This window comes from Peptostreptococcus equinus (assembly GCF_027125355.1).
GTDB lineage: Bacteria > Bacillota > Clostridia > Peptostreptococcales > Peptostreptococcaceae > Peptostreptococcus > Peptostreptococcus equinus.
Genome location: NZ_CP114052.1, coordinates 946084 through 966255, shown reverse-complemented (window position 1 = coordinate 966255; position 20172 = coordinate 946084). Strand labels below are relative to the sequence as shown.

Genomic DNA, 20172 nt, shown 5'->3' with positions numbered 1-20172 from the left:
TCCAAAATATATTTGTCTATTTTATTTGTCTTACCTTGATTTTTACTTTTTCAAATCTTATTTGATTATAATTTTTTTTATAACTGTAAATAAACCTACAAAAAATAAGGAAAATACTATTATCAATAATGTACTAGCAAATACCTTATCTAAGGCATAGGCACTCTTTGCCCTAACCATGTATACTCCTAGACCTGCTGTCCCGCCCAACCATTCTGATACTGTGGCTGCAATAAAAGCATATGTACTAGACATTTTAATCCCACTTAAAAACTTATCCATAGACATTGGAAACTTTAAATGTATAAATGTCTTTAATTTACTTGATTTCATTATTCTAAATAAATTTAAATAATCATTATCAATATTTTCCATGCCATCCATAAAAGTTACTAGTATTGGAAAAAAACATGTAAGTATTACACATAGAACTTTAGAATGTATTCCAAAACCAAACCATATTAACAATAATGGTGCTATTGTAATCGTTGGTATCATCTGAGTCATATACAAAAGCGGATAAAAACATTTTCTTACTATTGGGAAAAAATCCATAATAAAACCTGAAAACATGGCAAAAATCAATGAAATTATTAACCCCAAACCAGCTTCGATTAAAGTAACCTTACTATGCATAAATAAAAGATCCCTATCTTCTATCAATTTTTCAATTATATCTACTGGACTAGGTAGTACATAACCAGGGACCTTAATTTTTACAACTATCACTTGCCATAAAGCAAATAGAGTCAATAAAGTAATGGTTGGATATATATAGTGTTTGTAAAGTTCTTTTTTATTTTCTCTTAATTCGCCGAAATATTTGTCATTAGTTATTTTTTTCTTATCTGTTGTTATTTTTTTCTTATCTGTGGTTTCTAAGTTTTTCATCTATAGATATACCACCCTTTTTCTGGTCAATTCTTACAATTGTTATAACTCTTTCGCATTCTAATTCAAAGGGAAGTAGGTGCATTTTTTTTGTCAATTCCATCACATCGTCTAAATCACCTTCTATAGAAGTGCTATTTGCACCAACCTCAAATTTTAATCCACTATTTTGAGCAAGTTCTATACAAGCATCAACTACCTTATACATTTGTTCTTCGTTAGCATATGGTCTAAGTGGCATTATCGCTACATCTGCTATTACCATAAAATCATCTCCTTATTTTTTATAAAAAAATCCCCACCTTGAGTGAGGGCTTTGTTTTCATTTCTAGCATTACCTAGAATGTCAAAGGGTCGAATTAAATCCTCTCAGCAAGTTGCTCCCCATATTATGTTTTTAAATTAAATATGTATTTATTCAATTAATTTTTCTATAAAATTTCGAATAATATTAGCTGTAAGACCCCATATTACCTTATCTTCGTATATCCAATAAATTACTGGATATTCCTTATAACCCCAATTATATGTCTGATCTATCTTTAAGACATCTAGAGGTAATTCTCCATCCATCTCCATATATACTCTGTTGGTATATTCAATATATTGATTATCTATAAAAAACTGTATAGGAACTAAAAATAGTTCTTCTACTTCATCATTTTTTATGCTCAAATCAATTGAGCTATTAACTTGACCCAAATAACAATCTATTAACCCCATAAGTGGTGCAAAATATGAATCTAACTTACAAATAATCTCTATTTTACTGGAATCAGTTTCCAATTCTTCACAAAATTCCCTAAGAGCGGCATCTTTAGATAGTTCATTTTTGTCAATCCTACCACCAGGTAAAGAGACTTCACCTGGTTGCCTCTTTAATTGTGAAGATCTCAATTCTAAAAGAAAACAGTCCATACCCTCATTATTCTTAATGATTGGCAAAACAACAGAAGAATAAGAAAGCCCTTTTGGTCCTATAATACCTGGTATATAATCCTTAAATTTTTCCTTTAAATTTAACATATAATCCTCCACAAAAAAGAGATGATAATAATAAATTATCTCAATATTTAATATACCATAAATTTATAAAATATACAAAAAAAGAACCGTTAATAACGGTTCAAAATTTATAAATTATAAAATTCCTTTACCAGCATCTTTTTTTGCTCTGATCAATGTACTTTTTGAAATACCTGTAATTTCTTCTACTTTTTTATATGACAGAGTTGATAACATATCTAAGGCTTCTTGTATTTGTTCGTCTGTATATTTTTTAGGCCTTCCTTCTCTAAATCCTTCAGTTTTCTTTGCTTTATTTTTACCAGATTGTATTCTCTCAACCAATAAGGCTTTTTCAAATTGATTAATCGCTGATATTGTATCAAAAAGTATATTACCCAATACTGAATTATCAAATAAACCTATGTTTAAAATATGAACAAATACTCCTTTATTCCTAAGTTCATTAATGGTGTCAAATGCATCAGATATAGATTTTGAGAATCTATCTAAACTAGTAACAACAAATATATCTTCTGACTTTATCTTACTGATTAATTTATTAAATTCTGGCTTAATATTTATATCCAAAGACTCTTCTTTGAAAATATAGCTATTGTAATATCTATCAGTTATAGCAGATTCTTGCTCCTCAAGATATCCACTTTCGATTTGCTTTGATGTTGTAGCTCTACAATATCCGTAAATCAAATGACTCCACCTCCATTCGTGCCCATAACATTTATCTAAAAACAAGTAATTATCAATTTTAGAATTACATATCATACTTTAATCAAAACTATATCATAATCTATTTTTAAAACTATTTCATATCGTATTATTTATTATAACACATGAATATATAAAAAAACAATAACTAATATTCAAAAAAGAAAAAATATTATTGGTTATTATATATGATGTTATATATATATATATATATGAATAAAAATTATGACTTTTGATACTCTCGCATTTTTATCAAAATTTTATATCAAATATAGGTGTCATAAATATATATTTATTTATGAACATAAAAAAGGAATAACTAATAGTTATTCCTTTTTATATTATTTTATAATCTAAATATTCATTTAGTTCTGCACTATTTTCTTCAATAAGTCTTTTATTTCATCACTCTCTATAAATTCATCAAAGTCCATCTTTCTATCTAATATTCCATTTTCTCCTATAAATATTATTCTATTTGCAATTGATGATATAAATTGATGGTCATGTGATGTAAATAATAATACGCCTTTAAAATCTTCTAAACCTTTATTTACTGAAGTAATAGATTCAAGATCTAAATGGTTGGTAGGATCATCAACTATCAATACATTTGAATTAGATAACATCAACTTAGATAATAAACATCTAACCTTTTCTCCTCCACTAAGAACCTTAGCTTGTTTTAGAGCTTCATCTCCACTAAATAACATTCTACCTAAGAAACCTCTTATATAACTCTCACTTTTTTCTTCCGAAAATTGTCTTAACCAATCCACTAATGAATATTCACAACCATCGAAAAATTCATTGTGATTTTTAGGCATATAGTCTTGAGTTGTTGTCACACCCCACTTATATTCACCTTCAAAATCTTCATCCTTACCACTTATTATGTTAAATAAAGCTGTAGCAGCCATATCATTACCCATAAATACTACTTTATCATCTTTATCTAATCTAAATGATATATTATCTAATATTTTTTCACCGTCTATAGTTTTAGATATGTTTTTAACTTCTAATACTTCATTTCCAATTTCTCTTTCAGGTTTGAATGCAACATACGGATATTTTCTTCTTGAGGGCTGTATTTCTTCAACATTTAACTTATCTAGTTGCTTCTTTCTTGAAGTAGCCTGCTTAGCTTTTGAAGCATTTGAACTAAACCTAGCAATAAACTCTTTCAACTGAGCAATTTTTTCTTCATTTTTCTTATTTTGGTCTTTCATTAACTGTAATGCTAATTGAGATGATTCATACCAGAAATCATAGTTACCAGTAAATAACTGTATTTTTCCAAAGTCGACATCTACTATATGAGTACATATAGTATTTAAAAAATGCCTATCATGAGATACAACTATTACTATAGTATCATCAAGTTCCATTATAAAGTCATTCAACCATTTAATTGATGCATAATCTAAGTGGTTAGTGGGTTCATCCAGTAATAATATTTCAGGGTTTCCAAATAATGCCTGGGCAAGTAATACCTTGACCTTTTCTCCACCACTTAATTCGTTCATTAAAGAGTAATGAATTTCTTTGTCTATACCAAGGCCCATTAGTATTTTTTCAGCGTTAGTTTCTGCATCCCATCCGTCTAATTCAGCAAATTCTCCCTCTAATTCAGCAGCTTTGATACCATCTTCGTCACTAAAGTCTTCTTTCATATATAGGGCATCTTTTTCCTTCATTATATTCCATAATCTTTGATGACCCATAATTACAGTATCTAATACACTACACTCATCATATTTAAAGTGATCCTGCTGTAACACTGACATTCTTTCTTTTTCTGTAATTGACACTGAACCAGTATTAGGTTCTATTTCTCCTGATAATATCTTTAGAAATGTAGACTTACCTGCACCATTGGCTCCTATAATACCATAGCAATTTCCCTTTGTGAATTTTAAGTTTACATCTTTGTATAATTCCTTATCTCCAAATCTTAATCCTACATCAGTAACTTGTAACATTATTTATTCCCTTTCTTATATATTAATTTATTATTTTTAGCACACATAAATTTATTATAACATATTCTATACTTTTTTTGTCAGCTATAACTTATAATTATTATTTTTACAATATAAAAGAGACCTTATGGCCTCTTTTAATAATAACCTATTTTATAATAATAAAAGCTTAGCTAAGAACAATATTGCAAGTATAACCATAACCCACGATACGTGTTCTCTTTCTTCTTTCTTTGCAAATATGTTGTAAATTACATTTACTATAACATAAGATAATATTCCAAGTGTCAAACCATCACCTATTGATGCTGTCAATACCATTGATATCATTGTTATAAATGCTGGTAAACCCTCTGTTACATTATGTATATCAATACTATGTATAGAACTAATCATCAAATAACCTACATAAATGAGAGCTGGTGCAGTAGCACACGCTGGTATAGCTACAAATATTGGTGAGAAGAACATTGATATTAGGAATAATATACCAACTGTTATCGCTGTATATCCAGTCTTTCCACCTGCTAATACACCAGTTGATGATTCTACATATGTAGTAACTGTAGAAACACCTAATAATGCGCCAAATGTAGTCGCCAGTGCATCTGCCATTAAAGCTCTGCCAACATTTGGAACATTCCCATCCTCATCAAGCATATTAGCTTGTGAGCAAACTCCGACTAATGTACCCACTGTATCAAAAAAGTCTACGAATAATAATGTACATACTACTACAAAAAAGTTACCAATATTGTTTGGATGAAAAATATAATTAAAATCTACTTTACCTGCTATTGGTGCTATTGATTCATACTTAAATACTCCATTTGGTAAAAATATTCCTAATTTTGCTGCTAACTCTGGATTAAAAGCAGCATATATCCAAGCTAATATAGATGAAATTGCTATACCCGCTAGAATTGATCCTTTTAAACCTTTTTTTTCAAAAATAGCTATTACTATTATACCTACTGTTGCAAATACTACTGTTGGTGAAATATGTCCAAGACTAACCAATGTAGCTTCATTTGCTACAATAAGTCCTGTAGATTTTAGTCCTAAAAAAGCTATAAACATTCCTATACCTGCTGTCACTGCATGCTTCATATTAAGTGGTATTGAATTAACAACAGCTTCACGTACCTTGAATAAAGTTAGAAAAATAAAAATAATACCTTCTACAAATACAGCTGATAATGCTACTTCCCAAGGAACTCCACCCTTTAATACTATTGTGTAGGCAAAAAATGCATTTAGGCCCATGCCTGATGCTAAACCAAAAGGTAAGTTTGCTAAAAGTCCCATTAATAAACAACCTAAAGCTGCAGCTAGACAAGTAGCTGTTACTAGAGCTCCTGCATTCATACCTGTAGCTGATAAAGTAATCGGATTAACAGCTATTATGTATGCCATTGTTAAAAATGTTGTAAGACCTGCAAGTGCCTCCCTCTTAAGGTTTACATCTTTGTTTGAAAGAATAGGAAATAACCTATCTATTGCTTTCATTTCTGAATTCATGAATATCCTCCTCTTTTTATTAATTATAAATGGGATACTATATGTATCCCATTTATATATCATATATTCAATATATTGATATTATACCATAAATTTTTCATTTTTTCTCATTAAATACGATTATTTTTTTATTTTTTTTATTTTTTGTACGTATTTATTTTATAGCAAAAAAGAAGACACTTGAGTCTTCTTTTTTGTATAATAATATTCTAGATACTTAATTAATAATTGATATTTTATAAAAACATAAGTTTTAACAAGAAAAGTATAGCAAGTATTATCATAACCCATGATATATGCTCTCTATCTTCTTTTTTGGCAAATACATTATATACTAAATTTACTATTACATATGCCAATATACCTAATGTTAAACCATCACCTATTGATGCTGTAAGTACCATTGATATCATTGTTATAAACGCTGGTAAACCTTCTGTTACATTGTGTATATCAATTTTATGAATAGAACTTACCATCAAATATCCAACATAGATTAGTGCTGGTGCAGTAGCGCATCCTGGTATAGCTACAAATATCGGTGAAAAGAACATTGCAATCAAAAATAATATACCAACAGTAATTGTAGTATATCCTGTTCTACCACCTGCTAACACGCCCGTTGATGATTCTACATATGCTGTTATAGTCGATACTCCAAAAACACCAGCAAAAGTAGTAGCTATGGCATCTGACATAAGAGCTCTACCTACATTAGGCACATTTCCATCTTCATCAAGCATGTTTGCCTGTGAACAAACTCCTACTAATGTTCCTACTGTATCAAAAAAATCAACGAATAAAAGTGTACATACTACTACGAAGAAATTACCCCAGTTGGCTGAGTTCATCATATAGTTAAAATCAATTTTTCCTGCTATTGGTGCTATTGATTCGAATTTATATATACCATCAGGTAGAAAGATACCCATATTAGTTGCTGCTTGTGGATCATGCAAAGCATATCCCCAAGCAAGTATAGAGGCCATTGCTATACCTGCAAGTATTGAACCCTTTAATTTCTTTTTTTCAAATAACACTATCACTATCAACCCAACTGTTGCAAATAGCACAGTTGGAGACACATGTCCAAGACTTACAAGAGTTGCTTTATTTGCTACGATAAGTCCAGTTGATTGAAGGCCTAAAAATGCTATAAACATTCCTATACCTGCTGTTACAGCATGTTTCATATTCAGCGGTATTGAGTTAACAACAGCCTCACGAACTTTAAACATAGTTAAAAATATAAATATTATACCTTCCATAAATACTGCTGAAAGTGCAACCTGCCAAGAAACTCCGCCTTTTAATACTATTGTATAAGCAAAAAATGCATTTAGACCCATGCCTGATGCTAGTGCAATAGGAGAATTAGCCAAAAATGCCATTAAAAAGCAACCTAAAGCTGCTGCTAGACATGTTCCTGTTACTAATGCTCCTGCATTCATACCTGTAGCTGATAATATACTTGGATTTACTGCTATTATGTATGCCATTGTTAAGAATGTTGTAATACCAGCAATTATTTCAGTTTTGACATCCACATTCTTGTTAGTGAAAAATGGAAATAATTTTTGTATTCCACTTAGTTCTAAATTTGTATTCATTTTTCTCTCCCTTACTTATTATATGCCTCAAAATCTACACTAAATATTGTAGAATTTTCGCCACAGTACATTTTATATTTAAAATTGTACTTAGTCAATATATTACTTACAAAATATAAACCTATACCGGATCCACCAGTCTTTCTATTTCTTGATGTTTCAACTCTATATAGAGGATCAAAAATTTTTAATAATTGTTCTTTTGTAAGCACTACCCCGGTATTCTCTATAGTAAGTTTTATCATATGACCTGTTAGGGTTTTTTTATATTCATATAGATTAATAAAAATATTTTCATATCTAGGAGAATATTTTATTGCATTGCTAATCACATTGCTAAGTACAGTAATTATATCTTGTTTATTTGCATAAATAGTTGAAGAATTTTTTATATGTATTTTTACTTTTTGCTCTTTTCTTTCATATAAAAATCTATGCTTAGCTATTACTTTCTCTACCAACTCATTAATATTTAATTCACTAAGATCTGAATTATCTTCAAAAAGTTCTTTTTTTGATATTTCAAGCATTTGTTCTACTAAGTAACTAAGATCCTGCGCGTCATCATAGCACTTTTTAATATAATAATCTCTATTCTTAAATTTACCTACTCCATACATCATGCCTTCTAACTGACCACTGATGACTGTAATTGGCGTTTTTAGTTCATGAGATATAGCTCCAATAAACTCTTTTTTTCTAGACAATTGGTGTTTCTCTTTCTCAATAATAGCTACTAAAGGTCTAGTAATTAATTCCGAATATATATAAGATCCTATAAAAGATAAAGCAATAACAATAGCTAATATTATAGGAAATAATCCTCTTATAGCATCTGATGTATCTCTGAGTGGATAGTATACAGATGTTATATATAGAGTATATTCTTTGGCATCATTTAAATATAATTTTTTAGTTTTGGACAAATTTTCCTTTGATAAGTTGACCTCTTCATAATTATGCATATTTATAAGGAATTTATTTCTTTCATATACAATATTACCATCATCTGCAACAAGCTTAGCGTACATAATATTATTACTAGTTAGAGACTCTAATCTCACCTTAGCCTCAACCAGTGATCTTCCGTTTAAATCATATGATAATGATGTGACGACACTATCTAAGTTTGTAATTCTTTCTCTTGCATAAAGAGTCGGTAAAAGTATATATACAACAGAAAATATTACTATAGCTAAACTTATTGCTAATATAGATGTAGTAGTAAATAATTTGAACTTTAAATTTAAGTTATTCCATTTTGTTATTAACCTTTTCAAGTGTATAACCTATTCCCTTTACTGTTCTAATGTAAGGTTGCTCAATTTTTTTTCTAATGTTTTTTATATGAGCATCCACGATTCTAGTATCTCCATAATAATCATAACCCCAAATACTATCAAGTAAATTTTCTCTAGTTATTACTTGAGGATATTTTTCTATTAATTCCTTTAAAATATTAAATTCCTTAAGCGTAAGTTCTATATTTCTACCATTTATTACTATTGAATATGTATTTAAATCCAATACCATATCTTCAAACTCAAGTTTACTAACATTTGAAGACTTGTTAGTTCTTTTCAATAAAGCTTCTACTCTTTTTACTAATAAATTAAATGAAAAAGGTTTAGTTATATAATCGTCACATCCCATTTCAAATCCCTTTAACTGATCATTTTCATCAGTCAAAGCAGTTAAAAATATTATCGGCACAGTTGAAGTCTGTCTAATCATCTTACAAGTAGTAAAACCATCCAGATTAGGCATCATAATATCAAGTATAATTAAATCATACTTCTTTTCTTTAAATCTTTTGATTCCATCCACACCATTTGATACAGCATCAACTTTGTAATTTTTAGCAATTAAAAATTCAACCATTAGTTCTTGTATATCTTTGTCATCTTCAATGACTAGAATACTGAATTGGTTCATAATAACTCTCCTTCGTATTATATAATAATATTATACTAAAATTAAAATTTATATATATCTTATGTTTTAAACATATGACATATTATATCATATAAATTTTTGCCTTTCAATTTTGCAAAATATCTATATACCTACACTAAATATAGAACAAAGAAAAAATATATTCAATACGTTTTTAAATATTTTATATTTTTTTAAAAAAATATATGATGAATATAATTTTTTATATATAAGTATAGAAAATTAATATATAATATAAGTAAACTATTAAGAAATTAGGAGGTATCATATGAAACATATTGTATTATTTAAATTCGATCAAAAAATAGATAATGTTGTAGTTGGAAAATTATTTGAGGATACATACAATAATCTAAAAAATACTCATAAGGTAATCAATGATTATTCTTTTAAATTCAATTGCCTTGATAATGAAAATAATATGGATTTAATACTTTTCGTAAGTATTGAAAATCACCAAGGATTGGGTGCTTACTTGATGCATGAAGATCATCAGGATTTATTAAAAAAGGTGAAAAATTTGGGATTAATTGATAAATCAGTAATAGATATAGATAATAGATAATATAGTAAATATAATATTGTAATATAAACAAAAAGGCCAAATTTTCTATATATACATTTAGTAAAAATTAGAAAGTTTGACCTTTATTATTTATTACAATATAATGCTATTTAAATCTATTAAGTCTTAATGCGTTTAAAACGACACTAACAGATGACAATGACATAGCAGCAGCACTAATCATAGGATTTAATAATTGGCCACCAAAAGCATATATAATTCCTGCAGCAAAAGGTATACCTATTATATTATAAATAAATGCCCAAGCTAAATTTTCTTTTATATTTTTTATTGTAGACTTACTAAGTCTTATTGCTTTTGAAACATCATTTATATCATTTTTGATTAGTATTATATCAGCAGATTCAATCGCAACATCTGTACCATTACCTATTGCTATTCCTAAATCTGAAGTAGCAAGTGCTGGTGCATCATTTATACCATCACCCACCATAGCCACTTTTTTACCACTACTTTTTAGTCCTTCAACAATAGAAGCTTTATCAGCAGGTAATATATTAGCATAGTACTTATCAATACCTACTTTTTGAGCGATTGATGAAGCTATCAAATCATTATCACCTGTTATCATTACTACTTCTATGCCTAAATCTTTAAGCTTTCTTACGGCACTAATACTGCTTTTTCTTATTACATCTGCTACAAATATCATAGCTACGCACTTGCCATCAATAGCTATATAAATATAAGATTTACCATCATCTATCCTATCTTTATATTTATTAAATACTTGTTCTACATTTGATACGGAATTTTTATACATCAATTTACTATTTCCTATTAGTATCTCAGTATTATCCAAGCTTGACTTTATACCCATACCTTCAATGTTGATAAATTGGTCTATATCTAAAAATTCTATCCCAAATTTATTTGCATAATCCACAATAGCATCTGCTAGTGGATGCTCAGATTTTTTTTCAATCGATGCTATTAATCCAAGTAAATAATTTTCGCTATAACTTTCATCTTCTACCATAAAGTCAGTTAGCCTTGGATTTCCCTCAGTGATGGTACCGGTTTTGTCAAAGGCTACTGTTTTTATATCCTTTGCTATCTCAAGTGAGTCACCACCCTTTATAAGTATCCCATTTTCAGCACCTTTGCCTGTTCCTACCATTATTGCAGTTGGTGTAGCCAATCCTAATGCACATGGACAAGCTATCACCAGTACAGATACAAATATAGTCAGTGCAAATTCAAAAGTAGATTTCCCTACAAAATACCAAATAAAAGCAGAAATTGTTGCTATTGACATAACTATAGGAACAAAGTATGAAGACACTAAATCTGCCAGATTTGCTATTGGAGCCTTTCTGTTTTGGGCATCTTCTACCAACTTTATAATTTGTGATAATGTCGTATCGTCTCCTACTTTTTGGGCAATCATCCTAATATTACCATTTTTATTTATACTAGCTCCTACTAACTTATCGCCTATACTTTTTTCTATAGCAATTGCTTCTCCAGTAAGCATAGATTCATCAACTGATGTACTACCGTAAATTACTTCACCATCTACAGGTATTTTTTGGCCTGGCTTTATTATCAAAATATCACCAGTCTTTACATTATCTATTTCAACTTCTTTTTCTACACCGTCAATATATAAAATTGCTTTTTTAGCTTTTAAATTTATAAGTGATTTTATGGATTTTGAAGTTTTAGATTTACTCCTTGACTCCAAATGTTTACCTAACATTATCAGTGCAATTATTACGCCACAACTTTCAAAGTATAGGGGTAAATGTGTGTGTGAGTCCATTAACTGTTTTAAATAATCTGGATAAATATACATTTTCACTGTATTATAAAATGAAAATAAAAATGCTGCTGTAGTAGATATAGCTACTAGTGTATCCATATTAGGACTTAGTTTCAATAAGCTTTTATAACCGTTGGTGTAAAATTTATTTCCTGCCATCATAATTGGTATTACTAAAACAATTTGTATAATTGCATAATTTATAGGATTATGATGTGGAGATATTATATTTGGCAAAGTAATACCAATCATAGGACCCATTGATATTATAAATAGCATTGTAGCTAGTATAATGGATACAAGAAACCTATTAAATAAATTATCACCTGTCGAAAAATTTTTACCATCTTCACTTACAAGCTTAAATCCTGCAGATTTTATTGCACTTTTAAAATCTTTTAGACCAGTAATACTAGAATCATACTCTACATAAGCTTTCTCAGTAGCTATATTAACATTAGCTAATGATACACCTTCTGTTTTATTTAGTGCTCTTTCCGCAGCCCTAGCACATGCTGAACAAGACATTCCATCTATCTTAAATGATATTTTACTTGTATTTATTTCTTTATTTGTATTTATTGTAATCTCATTATCATTATATAAATCATCATTAATACTTTGTGTCATTTACCTTACCTCCTTATCTTTTTATTATACCCTTATAGGGTATAATAATTCAAGAAAAAAAGTTTATAATAAAAATAAATAGATATATTTTATATATTTTTTAGTAATTATAATATTTAATATCATATAATCTATATTAAAAAAAGCAGACATAATCTGCTCTTAAATTCTTATTTTAATCTTTTATCCTTTGGCATATAGTTATCATCATTTTCATAAGATTTTACCGCATAAGTAAGTGCCATACCACTAATTAAACCTCCAACTATAAAAGTCGCCGGTACATCAGCCTTGAAGAAAAGCTTTGTAATTAAACCACCAGTGGCTGATATTATTGAGAATAAAGCTATAAATAGTAATATATTTCTAGTCGATTTTTTCATAGTAAATTTCGTATAAACGAACTCCCCTCTAAAGTGTTTTATTCTATACTAATATTTTACCATTTGCCCTTATTTTCATCAATATGCTAATCAAATTTGTGTGACGTACATTTACGAGTTCAATATTTAAATATTAAAAATAAAACTCTTATCTGTATATAATCAATGATAGATTCATTTTATTGTATACAATAGTATTATAATTTGATATAATAGTAGAGTTGGATTATATTAAATCCATTTTTTGTATTTTAAAAAGGAGCGATTTTAGTGAGTAATAAAGATAAAATAATTAATATAGCAGTAATTGCACATGTTGATGCTGGTAAATCTACCCTAGTTGATGCATTTTTAAATCAGAGTGGTGTATTTAGGGAAAATGAAACAGTTAGAGATTGTGTAATGGATAGCAATGATATAGAACAGGAAAGAGGAATAACAATCTATTCAAAGAACTGTTCAATCAGACATGGTGACTACAAAATAAACATAGTGGATACACCTGGACATAGTGACTTCTCTTCTGAAGTTGAAAGAGTTCTAAAGACTGTTGACACAGTCATACTATTAGTTGACGCAACTGAAGGGCCAATGCCTCAAACAAGATTTGTGCTTCAAAAGTCACTTGAACAGGGCCATAGACCTATTTTATTTATAAATAAAATAGATAAGAAAGATCAAAGAGCCGAAGAGGTTGTCAATGAAGTATTCGACTTATTTGTTGAATTAGATGCAAATGATGAACAATGTGACTTCCCTATTATATACGGTATAGCTAAACAAGGTGTAGCATTAAAAGAGTTAGATGATGAGCAAAAAGATTTATCTCCTTTATTTGATACAATAATAAATCATGTAGATGCATATCCTAACTATGATGATGAAGCATTACAGCTACAAATTTCTGCACTAGCTTACGATGATTATATTGGTAGACTAGGTATTGGTAGAGTATTCAAGGGTACTGTAAATTCAAATGAACAAATTTCTATTTGTTCTGAAGGTAATGAGCCTAGAAGAGGTAAAATATCTAAGATGTCAGTATATGAAGGATTAAAACAAGTAGAAACTACACAAGCTATGAGTGGTGAAATGGTTGTTATAGCTGGTATTCCTGATATATCAATCGGTGAAACAATATGTGCTGTTGACAATCCACTACCTATGGGTGAAATATTAATAGAGGAGCCTACTCTATCAATGAATTTTATGGTAAATGATTCACCATTTGTAGGTAGAAGTGGTAAATTCGTTACAACAAGACATATAAGAGATAGATTAGAAAAAGAATTAGAAGTTAATGTTGGTTTAAAAGTTGAACCTTTAGATACAACAGATGGATATAGAGTTAGCGGACGTGGAGAACTTCACCTCTCAATACTAATAGAAAATATGAGACGTGAAGGTTATGAATTAGGAGTTTCAAAACCACAAGTATTAATGCATAAAGATGAAAATAATAATATAGTAGAACCAATAGAAAGAGTTATTGTATCTTGTCCCGACACTTATTCAGGTACAATAATCAATGATCTAAATCTTAGAAAAGGTATGATGGAATCTATGGAAGTTGATGATTCTGGATATGTAAAAATTGAATATATGGTTCCAACAAGAGGATTATTAGGTTACAGAAGTGAATTCATAAATGTAACTAGAGGTGAAGGTACTCTTCTTTCTTCATTCGAAAGATTTGAAGAATACAAAGGCGAAATACCAACTAGATTAAATGGTGTTTTGATTTCACAAACACCTGGTAAGACTATGGGATATGCTCTTAATGCACTCGCTTCAAGAGGTACATTATTTGTTGATCCTGCTGTAGATGTATACGAAGGTATGATTATAGGAATGAATTCTAGAAAAGAAGATATGGTTGTAAACCCTTGTAAAAATAAGAAAATGAGTAATGTCAGAGCTTCTGGATCAGATGATGCAATCAAACTAGCTCCACCAAAAGTATTCTCTCTTGAAGAATCTTTAGAATTTATTGAAGATGATGAACTTGTAGAAGTAACTCCAGATTCAATTAGATTGAGAAAGAAAATTTTAAACGAACAAGATAGAATTAAATATAATAGATCACTACAAAATAAAACAGTATAGTATTATAAGCCCTCTCCGATACATTTGATTGGAGAGGGTCTATAATACAAAAGAGTCTACACATATACATGTAGACTCTATTTTTTATTCTCTTTAAACCTATCAATTCTATAATAACAAGTTTTATCACAGCTAAATTCTATAATGAACTTATCTTCCAAACTTGCTATAGTATCATCCATTCTATATATTGAAATCTTATCTCTTATATTTTTACTACAATCAACATCAATATCTATTAAATGATTAAAAGTAGTCTTTATATCCAAATAATCTAGATACTCTTGACACGGATAATACATCACAATATCAATGGGTCTAGGATGTTCTTCATATGATTTAATTATATTATTTACAACTTTAATAAATATAGATTTAGAAAAAGGATTAAAAAAGAAAAATTTATTTTCAAACTTAGAAACCTCATACTTTTCTGCATAGGTGTTAACAAAAAATAAATTTTGAGCCTTTAAATAATTTTTTGACCTATATTTGTTTAAATTATCAATAGATTTTTTATAAAAATCCTCTATTAATTCTACCCCTGTGCAAGTAGCACCTGTATAATAATTAATAAAAAAAGAAAATCTACCTTTTCCGGAACCGAAATCTACAAAGTGGTCTTCTCTTTTAATTTCATATTTTTTCAATAGTAAATCCAACGCTTGATATGGCGTAGGTTCATATCTATTATAATATTTTATATTATCTTGTCTAGTTTCTATTCTAGATGTTTCAATATTAAGTTTCTTTTCATAAAACGATTCTTTCATAATTACTCCACTATAAATATAAGAAAAAGGCTAATATACATTCTTATCCTATAAAAGCCTTTTTTTAATTAAATATAAAGTTGCTACCAAACAAATTCCACCTGTAATTATTAGGGTCCACCAAAAACCAAATGAATTAGTTGCAAATGGTACTCCTCCTACATTCATTCCCATAAAACCTGATATAATAGTTGGTATTGCCATTATTATGGTTACAATTGTAAGATATGTCATTACATTGTTCTGATTATTACTAATAATAGCACTAAATGCATCCATAATTCGGCTTAGTATATCGCCATAAATATTGGCCATTTGTAATGCCTGCTTGTTTTCAATTATTACATCTTCAAGCAATTCTTCATCTTCTTCATAATGTTTTATAATATTTTGTTTTAATATTCTATCAAGCGTTGCTTCATTAGCTGTTAATGAAGTTGAAAAATATACTAAAGATTTTTCTAATTGCAATAACTGTAGCAATTCCTTATTTCTCATGGATTTATATATCTCTTCCTCTATCATGTTTGTTCTTTTATTAATTCTTCTTAGATATAATAAATAATAGGAAGCATTTCTATATAATATCTGGAGTATAAATCTAGTCCTCATAAAAGTATAAAAATCTTTAACATGACCTACTATAAAATCATTTACAATCCTAGACTGTTTAGAACATATAGTTATTATACTATCCTTTGCTATTACAATCCCTAATGGTACAGTTGTATAATTGGCCGCTTGAATATCTGACATATCAAAAGGTACATCTATAACTACCAACGTATAATCTTCATCATATTCGATTCTTGAACTTTCCTCGTCATCCAATGCAGCTGTTAAAACATCTTTATCAATTTTAAGCATTTCTACCATCTCATCTATTTCATTAGAAGTAGGCTCTGATAGATTTATCCAACAACCAGATTCATAATCATCTAATTGCTCTAGTTTTAAGTCGATTGTTTTATAGTATCTAATCATGGCCTCACTCCTTTCTTATATGTGTATTATTAATTAGTAAAAATATTTAACCTCTTCTATTCAAATATAAATAATTATTAAATCTATATATCAAAATTTTCTACCTTACCTTGATCAACAGCCATTCTAGTTTCTTTTTGATTTAGTAGTGGTGTAATATCTTCTTTTATATTTAAAATATAAAGTGGTTCTACATCTTCTTTCATTATTTCAAATTTAAATGGACTAATATCAAAGTCTGCAACTATTAAATTATCATATATAAAATCCATATATTTATTATCTTTCATTAAATCAGAAGAGTTTTCATAGCTTAGTTTTGCTAGTGATTTAAACATTCTCATTGATTTTTTATAATAAAATGCTGCCAAGAAATATTCGCATCTCTTATTCCCTTTGGATGCACCTAATTTCAAATATTCTTCTGCTTTTTCATACTCGAAAGACCTATAATAAAGTTGTGATAGATTATACATAGCTTCTGTACAACCTAGGGATGATGCTTTATCATAATATTCAATTGCCTTTTTTGTATCTTTAAAAAAGTTATCATATATAATTCCTAATGCATTTAGTGAATATATGTTATTTTGAGATGCTGGACTTTCCAGATATATTTTTGCCTCTTCATAATTTGCTTCCATAAAGAAAAATCTTCCTAAATACAACTTAGCCAATTCATGACCATGTTCTGAAGCAATTTTATAATATCTTATTGCGTTTCTTTTTTCATTTATTTTTTCGTATATTGTAGCCAGCTTAAAGCATGATTCAATATCGCCGCTATCTGCAGCTTTTTTATACCAATCTAACATGTTATCTATGTCATTTTTCTTTTCATACATATTTGCTAGCTTGATCTGACAAGATGGATATGTAGGTAAAAGCTTATAATAACTAATAGCCATATCATAATCCTTTAAAACTCTGCATAAATCGCCCATATTTTCTGAAGAATTATAACATCCTTCTTTGATAGCTTCTTTATAATATTTACCCGCTTCTTTAAAATTCTTATCTTCAAATAATATTCCTGCTAAATTATTTTTTGCTTCGCTTATACCATCTTCAGATGCCATCTTATAATATATTCTAGCGTTGTCTGTATCATTATTTCTATTGTAAAGATTTGCTAATCTGTATTTAGCCATTGTATGATTTTGACTTATAGCTAACTCATAATAATGAATGGCATCAGAATCTTTGTTTCTTCCATCCAATATATAAGCTAACCTATACTGTGCATCTACATTTCCTTCTTCAGCTGCTACTTGGTATGCTTTTTCTGCATCAGTGATATTATCTCCTAATTCACTCAGTACCCCTAAATTTATGCATGCATTGATGTGTTTCTTTTTTACTAGTTTTTTATATAATTCTATTGCTTTTGGATAATTTTCTCTCTCCATCTCAATTACAGCCATATTATATGTAGAGTCATCATCATTTAAAGCTACTCCTCTTTCATACATAGCTTCGGATACTATATTGTTATCTAATTCGTGATTTAATAGACCTAAGTTAAAATATGCCTTAGCAAAACCTTCATTAGCAACATTTTCTAAAATTTTATTTGAATTTTCATAATCTTCTAATATATAGTAAATTACCCCTAAATTGTTTTTTGCTTCTAAGATACCTTTTTCTGCAGCCTTTTCATACCAATACAAAGCTGTATCATAAAGTTCGTTATTATAATACATATTACCTAGGTTAAAAGCTGCATAATCTACTCCATTACCAAAGGCTAATTTATACCAATGCTCAGCCTGTTCAATCTCATTGACGCTGTCATATAATTGACCTAATATCAACTGAGCTCTGTCGTATCCAGCATTTGCTGCTTCTATAAACTTTTCAACTGCAAGTTCAGACTTACCTATTTTTTCATAAAAATTTCCTTTTAGGTAATCAACTTTTGGATTTTGCGACATAAATTACTCTCCTTTAGTTAAAATAAACATAATTTCTCTAATATAATTATATCTGATTTAAAATATAAAGTAAATAACCACTGGAAATATTTTACTATAGGCTATTCTTGTGTTATATTTATTATTAGTAATATAAATATAATTGGGGTGATTTTTTTGGATAATAAAATAAATTTAATCAATTTGTTTAAGATTTTATTTAAAATAAATGCTGTTACTTTTGGCGGTGGTTATACAATACTACCTATAATAAAAGATGAATTCAGCAATAAATTAAATTTGATTGATGAAGACGAGATGTTAGATATAATTGCAATTTCTCAATCTGGACCTGGGCCCATGGCCATTAATACTTCCTTACTTTTAGGTTTTAAATTAAGGGGAATTAAAGGTGCTATTACTTGTTTGATTGCATCTGTACTTCCTTGTTTAATTACTATTAGCTTAGTTTTTTATATATATAAATACCTTATAAACAATTCACTTGCAAAGGCTGTACTAGATACAATGAGTGGCTCTGTAACTGCTATATTATTTATTACAGTATATAGCATGGCAAAAAAAGCACTTTCAAAAAATAAAGGCTACGGTATTATTGTTTTTATAATTTCACTTTTACTTAGTCTCTTTATAAAAGTAAATACAATATATATTATTCTATCAAGTGCAATATCTGGACTCTTATATTTTTCAATCATAGATTTAGGATGTGATAAATATGAATAGTCTATTAGTTTTCGTTACTTTTGTCAAAATAGGTGCTTTTTCATTTGGAGGTGGATATGCTGTACTTCCTCTTATACAAAAGTATATAGTAGAAGTAAATGGTTGGATGAGCATTGATCAAATGACTGATTTAATTTCCTTATCTCAACTAACACCTGGACCAATAGCTATAAATGCCGCAACTTTTGTTGGTACAAAATTAGGTGGTCTACCAGGGGCTATTATAGCTACTTTTGGTGAAGTATTACCTTCATGTATATTGATGCTCTTGTTAGGAAATCTCTTATTTAGAGGTAAAAAAATTAAATTTATGGATTATATACTTAGTGGACTAAAACCAGCTGTAGCAGGTTTAATATTAGTAGCTGCTATATCTATGTTTACATCATCTATTTTGAATGTAGAACTTAAAAATATTACAATTATAATATCTACAAAAGAAATATTCTCTTCTATAAATTATTTAGGATTAATCGGATTCTTTTTTGCAATAATTATGCAAAAGTATAGAAAAAACTCTGTTATAAAGACACTATTACTGTCAGCTTTTTTAGGTTTAATTTTATATTTTATGATATGATTTGCCTA

At 28.6% G+C, this 20172-nt stretch carries 18 protein-coding genes; 4 read left to right on the top strand and 14 right to left on the bottom strand.

The window, feature by feature from the left end; genetic code table 11:
- Window positions 1-57: 57 nt before the first annotated feature.
- The 9 genes from O0R46_RS04905 to O0R46_RS04865 all read right to left on the bottom strand — a co-directional run bounded on the left by O0R46_RS04905 (window position 58) and on the right by O0R46_RS04865 (window position 9676).
- Complete coding sequence (locus tag O0R46_RS04905; protein WP_269312476.1) at window positions 58-891, bottom strand: ABC transporter permease; 834 nt, start codon at window positions 889-891, stop codon at window positions 58-60.
- Window positions 866-1156, bottom strand: a complete 291-nt coding sequence (locus O0R46_RS04900; RefSeq protein ID WP_269312475.1) for a thiamine-binding protein — start codon at window positions 1154-1156, stop codon at window positions 866-868. The genes O0R46_RS04905 and O0R46_RS04900 overlap by 26 nt, the downstream gene beginning before the upstream one ends.
- Before the next feature lie 149 nt (window positions 1157-1305).
- Window positions 1306-1917 (bottom strand): NUDIX hydrolase, encoded by a 612-nt coding sequence (locus O0R46_RS04895; protein ID WP_269312474.1) that lies wholly within the window; start codon window positions 1915-1917, stop codon window positions 1306-1308.
- Between the two features lie 114 nt (window positions 1918-2031).
- Complete coding sequence (locus O0R46_RS04890; protein ID WP_269312473.1) at window positions 2032-2607, bottom strand: recombinase family protein; 576 nt, start codon at window positions 2605-2607, stop codon at window positions 2032-2034.
- A gap of 383 nt (window positions 2608-2990) precedes the next feature.
- Window positions 2991-4610, bottom strand: a complete 1620-nt coding sequence (locus O0R46_RS04885) for an ABC-F family ATP-binding cassette domain-containing protein (protein ID WP_269312472.1) — start codon at window positions 4608-4610, stop codon at window positions 2991-2993.
- 153 nt (window positions 4611-4763) lie between these two features.
- Window positions 4764-6131: an NCS2 family permease gene (locus O0R46_RS04880; RefSeq protein WP_269312471.1), complete on the bottom strand. Its 1368-nt coding sequence runs from the start codon at window positions 6129-6131 to the stop codon at window positions 4764-4766.
- 236 nt (window positions 6132-6367) lie between these two features.
- Window positions 6368-7741 (bottom strand): NCS2 family permease, encoded by a 1374-nt coding sequence (locus tag O0R46_RS04875; RefSeq protein WP_269312470.1) that lies wholly within the window; start codon window positions 7739-7741, stop codon window positions 6368-6370.
- A gap of 11 nt (window positions 7742-7752) precedes the next feature.
- Window positions 7753-9021, bottom strand: coding sequence for a sensor histidine kinase (locus O0R46_RS04870; protein ID WP_269312469.1), 1269 nt, complete (start codon window positions 9019-9021; stop codon window positions 7753-7755).
- A complete protein-coding gene (locus O0R46_RS04865) occupies window positions 8993-9676 on the bottom strand; it encodes a response regulator transcription factor (protein ID WP_269312468.1) in 684 nt (227 codons plus the stop codon). Before O0R46_RS04865 ends, O0R46_RS04870 begins: the two co-directional genes overlap by 29 nt.
- A 289-nt stretch (window positions 9677-9965) precedes the next feature.
- On the opposite strand from O0R46_RS04865, the gene O0R46_RS04860 reads away from it, so the two are divergent.
- Window positions 9966-10262: a Dabb family protein gene (locus O0R46_RS04860; RefSeq protein ID WP_269312467.1), complete on the top strand. Its 297-nt coding sequence runs from the start codon at window positions 9966-9968 to the stop codon at window positions 10260-10262.
- Between the two features lie 106 nt (window positions 10263-10368).
- Here O0R46_RS04860 and O0R46_RS04855 read toward each other — a convergent pair whose 3' ends face one another.
- Complete coding sequence (locus O0R46_RS04855) at window positions 10369-12678, bottom strand: heavy metal translocating P-type ATPase (protein WP_269312466.1); 2310 nt, start codon at window positions 12676-12678, stop codon at window positions 10369-10371.
- 170 nt (window positions 12679-12848) lie between these two features.
- Window positions 12849-13061: a hypothetical protein gene (locus tag O0R46_RS04850; RefSeq protein ID WP_269312465.1), complete on the bottom strand. Its 213-nt coding sequence runs from the start codon at window positions 13059-13061 to the stop codon at window positions 12849-12851.
- A gap of 270 nt (window positions 13062-13331) precedes the next feature.
- Between O0R46_RS04850 and typA the strand changes: the two genes are divergently transcribed.
- Entirely contained in the window at window positions 13332-15167 is a 1836-nt protein-coding gene (gene typA / locus O0R46_RS04845; protein ID WP_269312464.1) for a translational GTPase TypA, read from the top strand.
- A 77-nt stretch (window positions 15168-15244) separates the two neighbouring features.
- On the opposite strand, the gene O0R46_RS04840 is transcribed toward typA, so the two are convergent.
- From O0R46_RS04840 to O0R46_RS04830, 3 genes are all read right to left on the bottom strand, one after another.
- Window positions 15245-15940, bottom strand: a complete 696-nt coding sequence (locus O0R46_RS04840) for a class I SAM-dependent methyltransferase (RefSeq protein ID WP_269312463.1) — start codon at window positions 15938-15940, stop codon at window positions 15245-15247.
- Between the two features lie 48 nt (window positions 15941-15988).
- The gene (locus O0R46_RS04835; RefSeq protein ID WP_269312461.1) at window positions 15989-16924 is read right to left on the bottom strand and encodes a magnesium transporter CorA family protein; all 936 of its coding nucleotides are present in this window, start codon (window positions 16922-16924) and stop codon (window positions 15989-15991) included.
- 83 nt (window positions 16925-17007) lie between these two features.
- Complete coding sequence (locus tag O0R46_RS04830; RefSeq protein WP_269312460.1) at window positions 17008-18858, bottom strand: tetratricopeptide repeat protein; 1851 nt, start codon at window positions 18856-18858, stop codon at window positions 17008-17010.
- Between the two features lie 156 nt (window positions 18859-19014).
- Between O0R46_RS04830 and O0R46_RS04825 the strand changes: the two genes are divergently transcribed.
- A complete protein-coding gene (locus O0R46_RS04825; RefSeq protein WP_269312459.1) occupies window positions 19015-19584 on the top strand; it encodes a chromate transporter in 570 nt (189 codons plus the stop codon).
- Window positions 19577-20164 (top strand): chromate transporter, encoded by a 588-nt coding sequence (locus O0R46_RS04820; RefSeq protein ID WP_269312458.1) that lies wholly within the window; start codon window positions 19577-19579, stop codon window positions 20162-20164. Before O0R46_RS04825 ends, O0R46_RS04820 begins: the two co-directional genes overlap by 8 nt.
- Window positions 20165-20172: the final 8 nt, after the last annotated feature.

Excerpts from the sequence above, each read along its gene's own strand:
- O0R46_RS04905 (WP_269312476.1), bottom strand. The coding sequence starts at position 891 with ATGAAAAACTTAGAAACCACAGATAAGAAAAAAATAACAACAGATAAG.
- O0R46_RS04900 (WP_269312475.1), bottom strand. The coding sequence starts at position 1,156 with ATGGTAATAGCAGATGTAGCGATAATGCCACTTAGACCATATGCTAAC.
- O0R46_RS04895 (WP_269312474.1), bottom strand. The coding sequence starts at position 1,917 with ATGTTAAATTTAAAGGAAAAATTTAAGGATTATATACCAGGTATTATA.
- O0R46_RS04885 (WP_269312472.1), bottom strand. The coding sequence starts at position 4,610 with ATGTTACAAGTTACTGATGTAGGATTAAGATTTGGAGATAAGGAATTA.
- O0R46_RS04880 (WP_269312471.1), bottom strand. The coding sequence starts at position 6,131 with ATGAATTCAGAAATGAAAGCAATAGATAGGTTATTTCCTATTCTTTCA.
- O0R46_RS04875 (WP_269312470.1), bottom strand. The coding sequence starts at position 7,741 with ATGAATACAAATTTAGAACTAAGTGGAATACAAAAATTATTTCCATTT.
- O0R46_RS04865 (WP_269312468.1), bottom strand. The coding sequence starts at position 9,676 with ATGAACCAATTCAGTATTCTAGTCATTGAAGATGACAAAGATATACAA.
- O0R46_RS04860 (WP_269312467.1), top strand. The coding sequence starts at position 9,966 with ATGAAACATATTGTATTATTTAAATTCGATCAAAAAATAGATAATGTT.
- O0R46_RS04855 (WP_269312466.1), bottom strand. The coding sequence starts at position 12,678 with ATGACACAAAGTATTAATGATGATTTATATAATGATAATGAGATTACA.
- O0R46_RS04850 (WP_269312465.1), bottom strand. The coding sequence starts at position 13,061 with ATGAAAAAATCGACTAGAAATATATTACTATTTATAGCTTTATTCTCA.
- O0R46_RS04840 (WP_269312463.1), bottom strand. The coding sequence starts at position 15,940 with ATGAAAGAATCGTTTTATGAAAAGAAACTTAATATTGAAACATCTAGA.
- O0R46_RS04835 (WP_269312461.1), bottom strand. The coding sequence starts at position 16,924 with ATGATTAGATACTATAAAACAATCGACTTAAAACTAGAGCAATTAGAT.
- O0R46_RS04830 (WP_269312460.1), bottom strand. The coding sequence starts at position 18,858 with ATGTCGCAAAATCCAAAAGTTGATTACCTAAAAGGAAATTTTTATGAA.
- O0R46_RS04820 (WP_269312458.1), top strand. The coding sequence starts at position 19,577 with ATGAATAGTCTATTAGTTTTCGTTACTTTTGTCAAAATAGGTGCTTTT.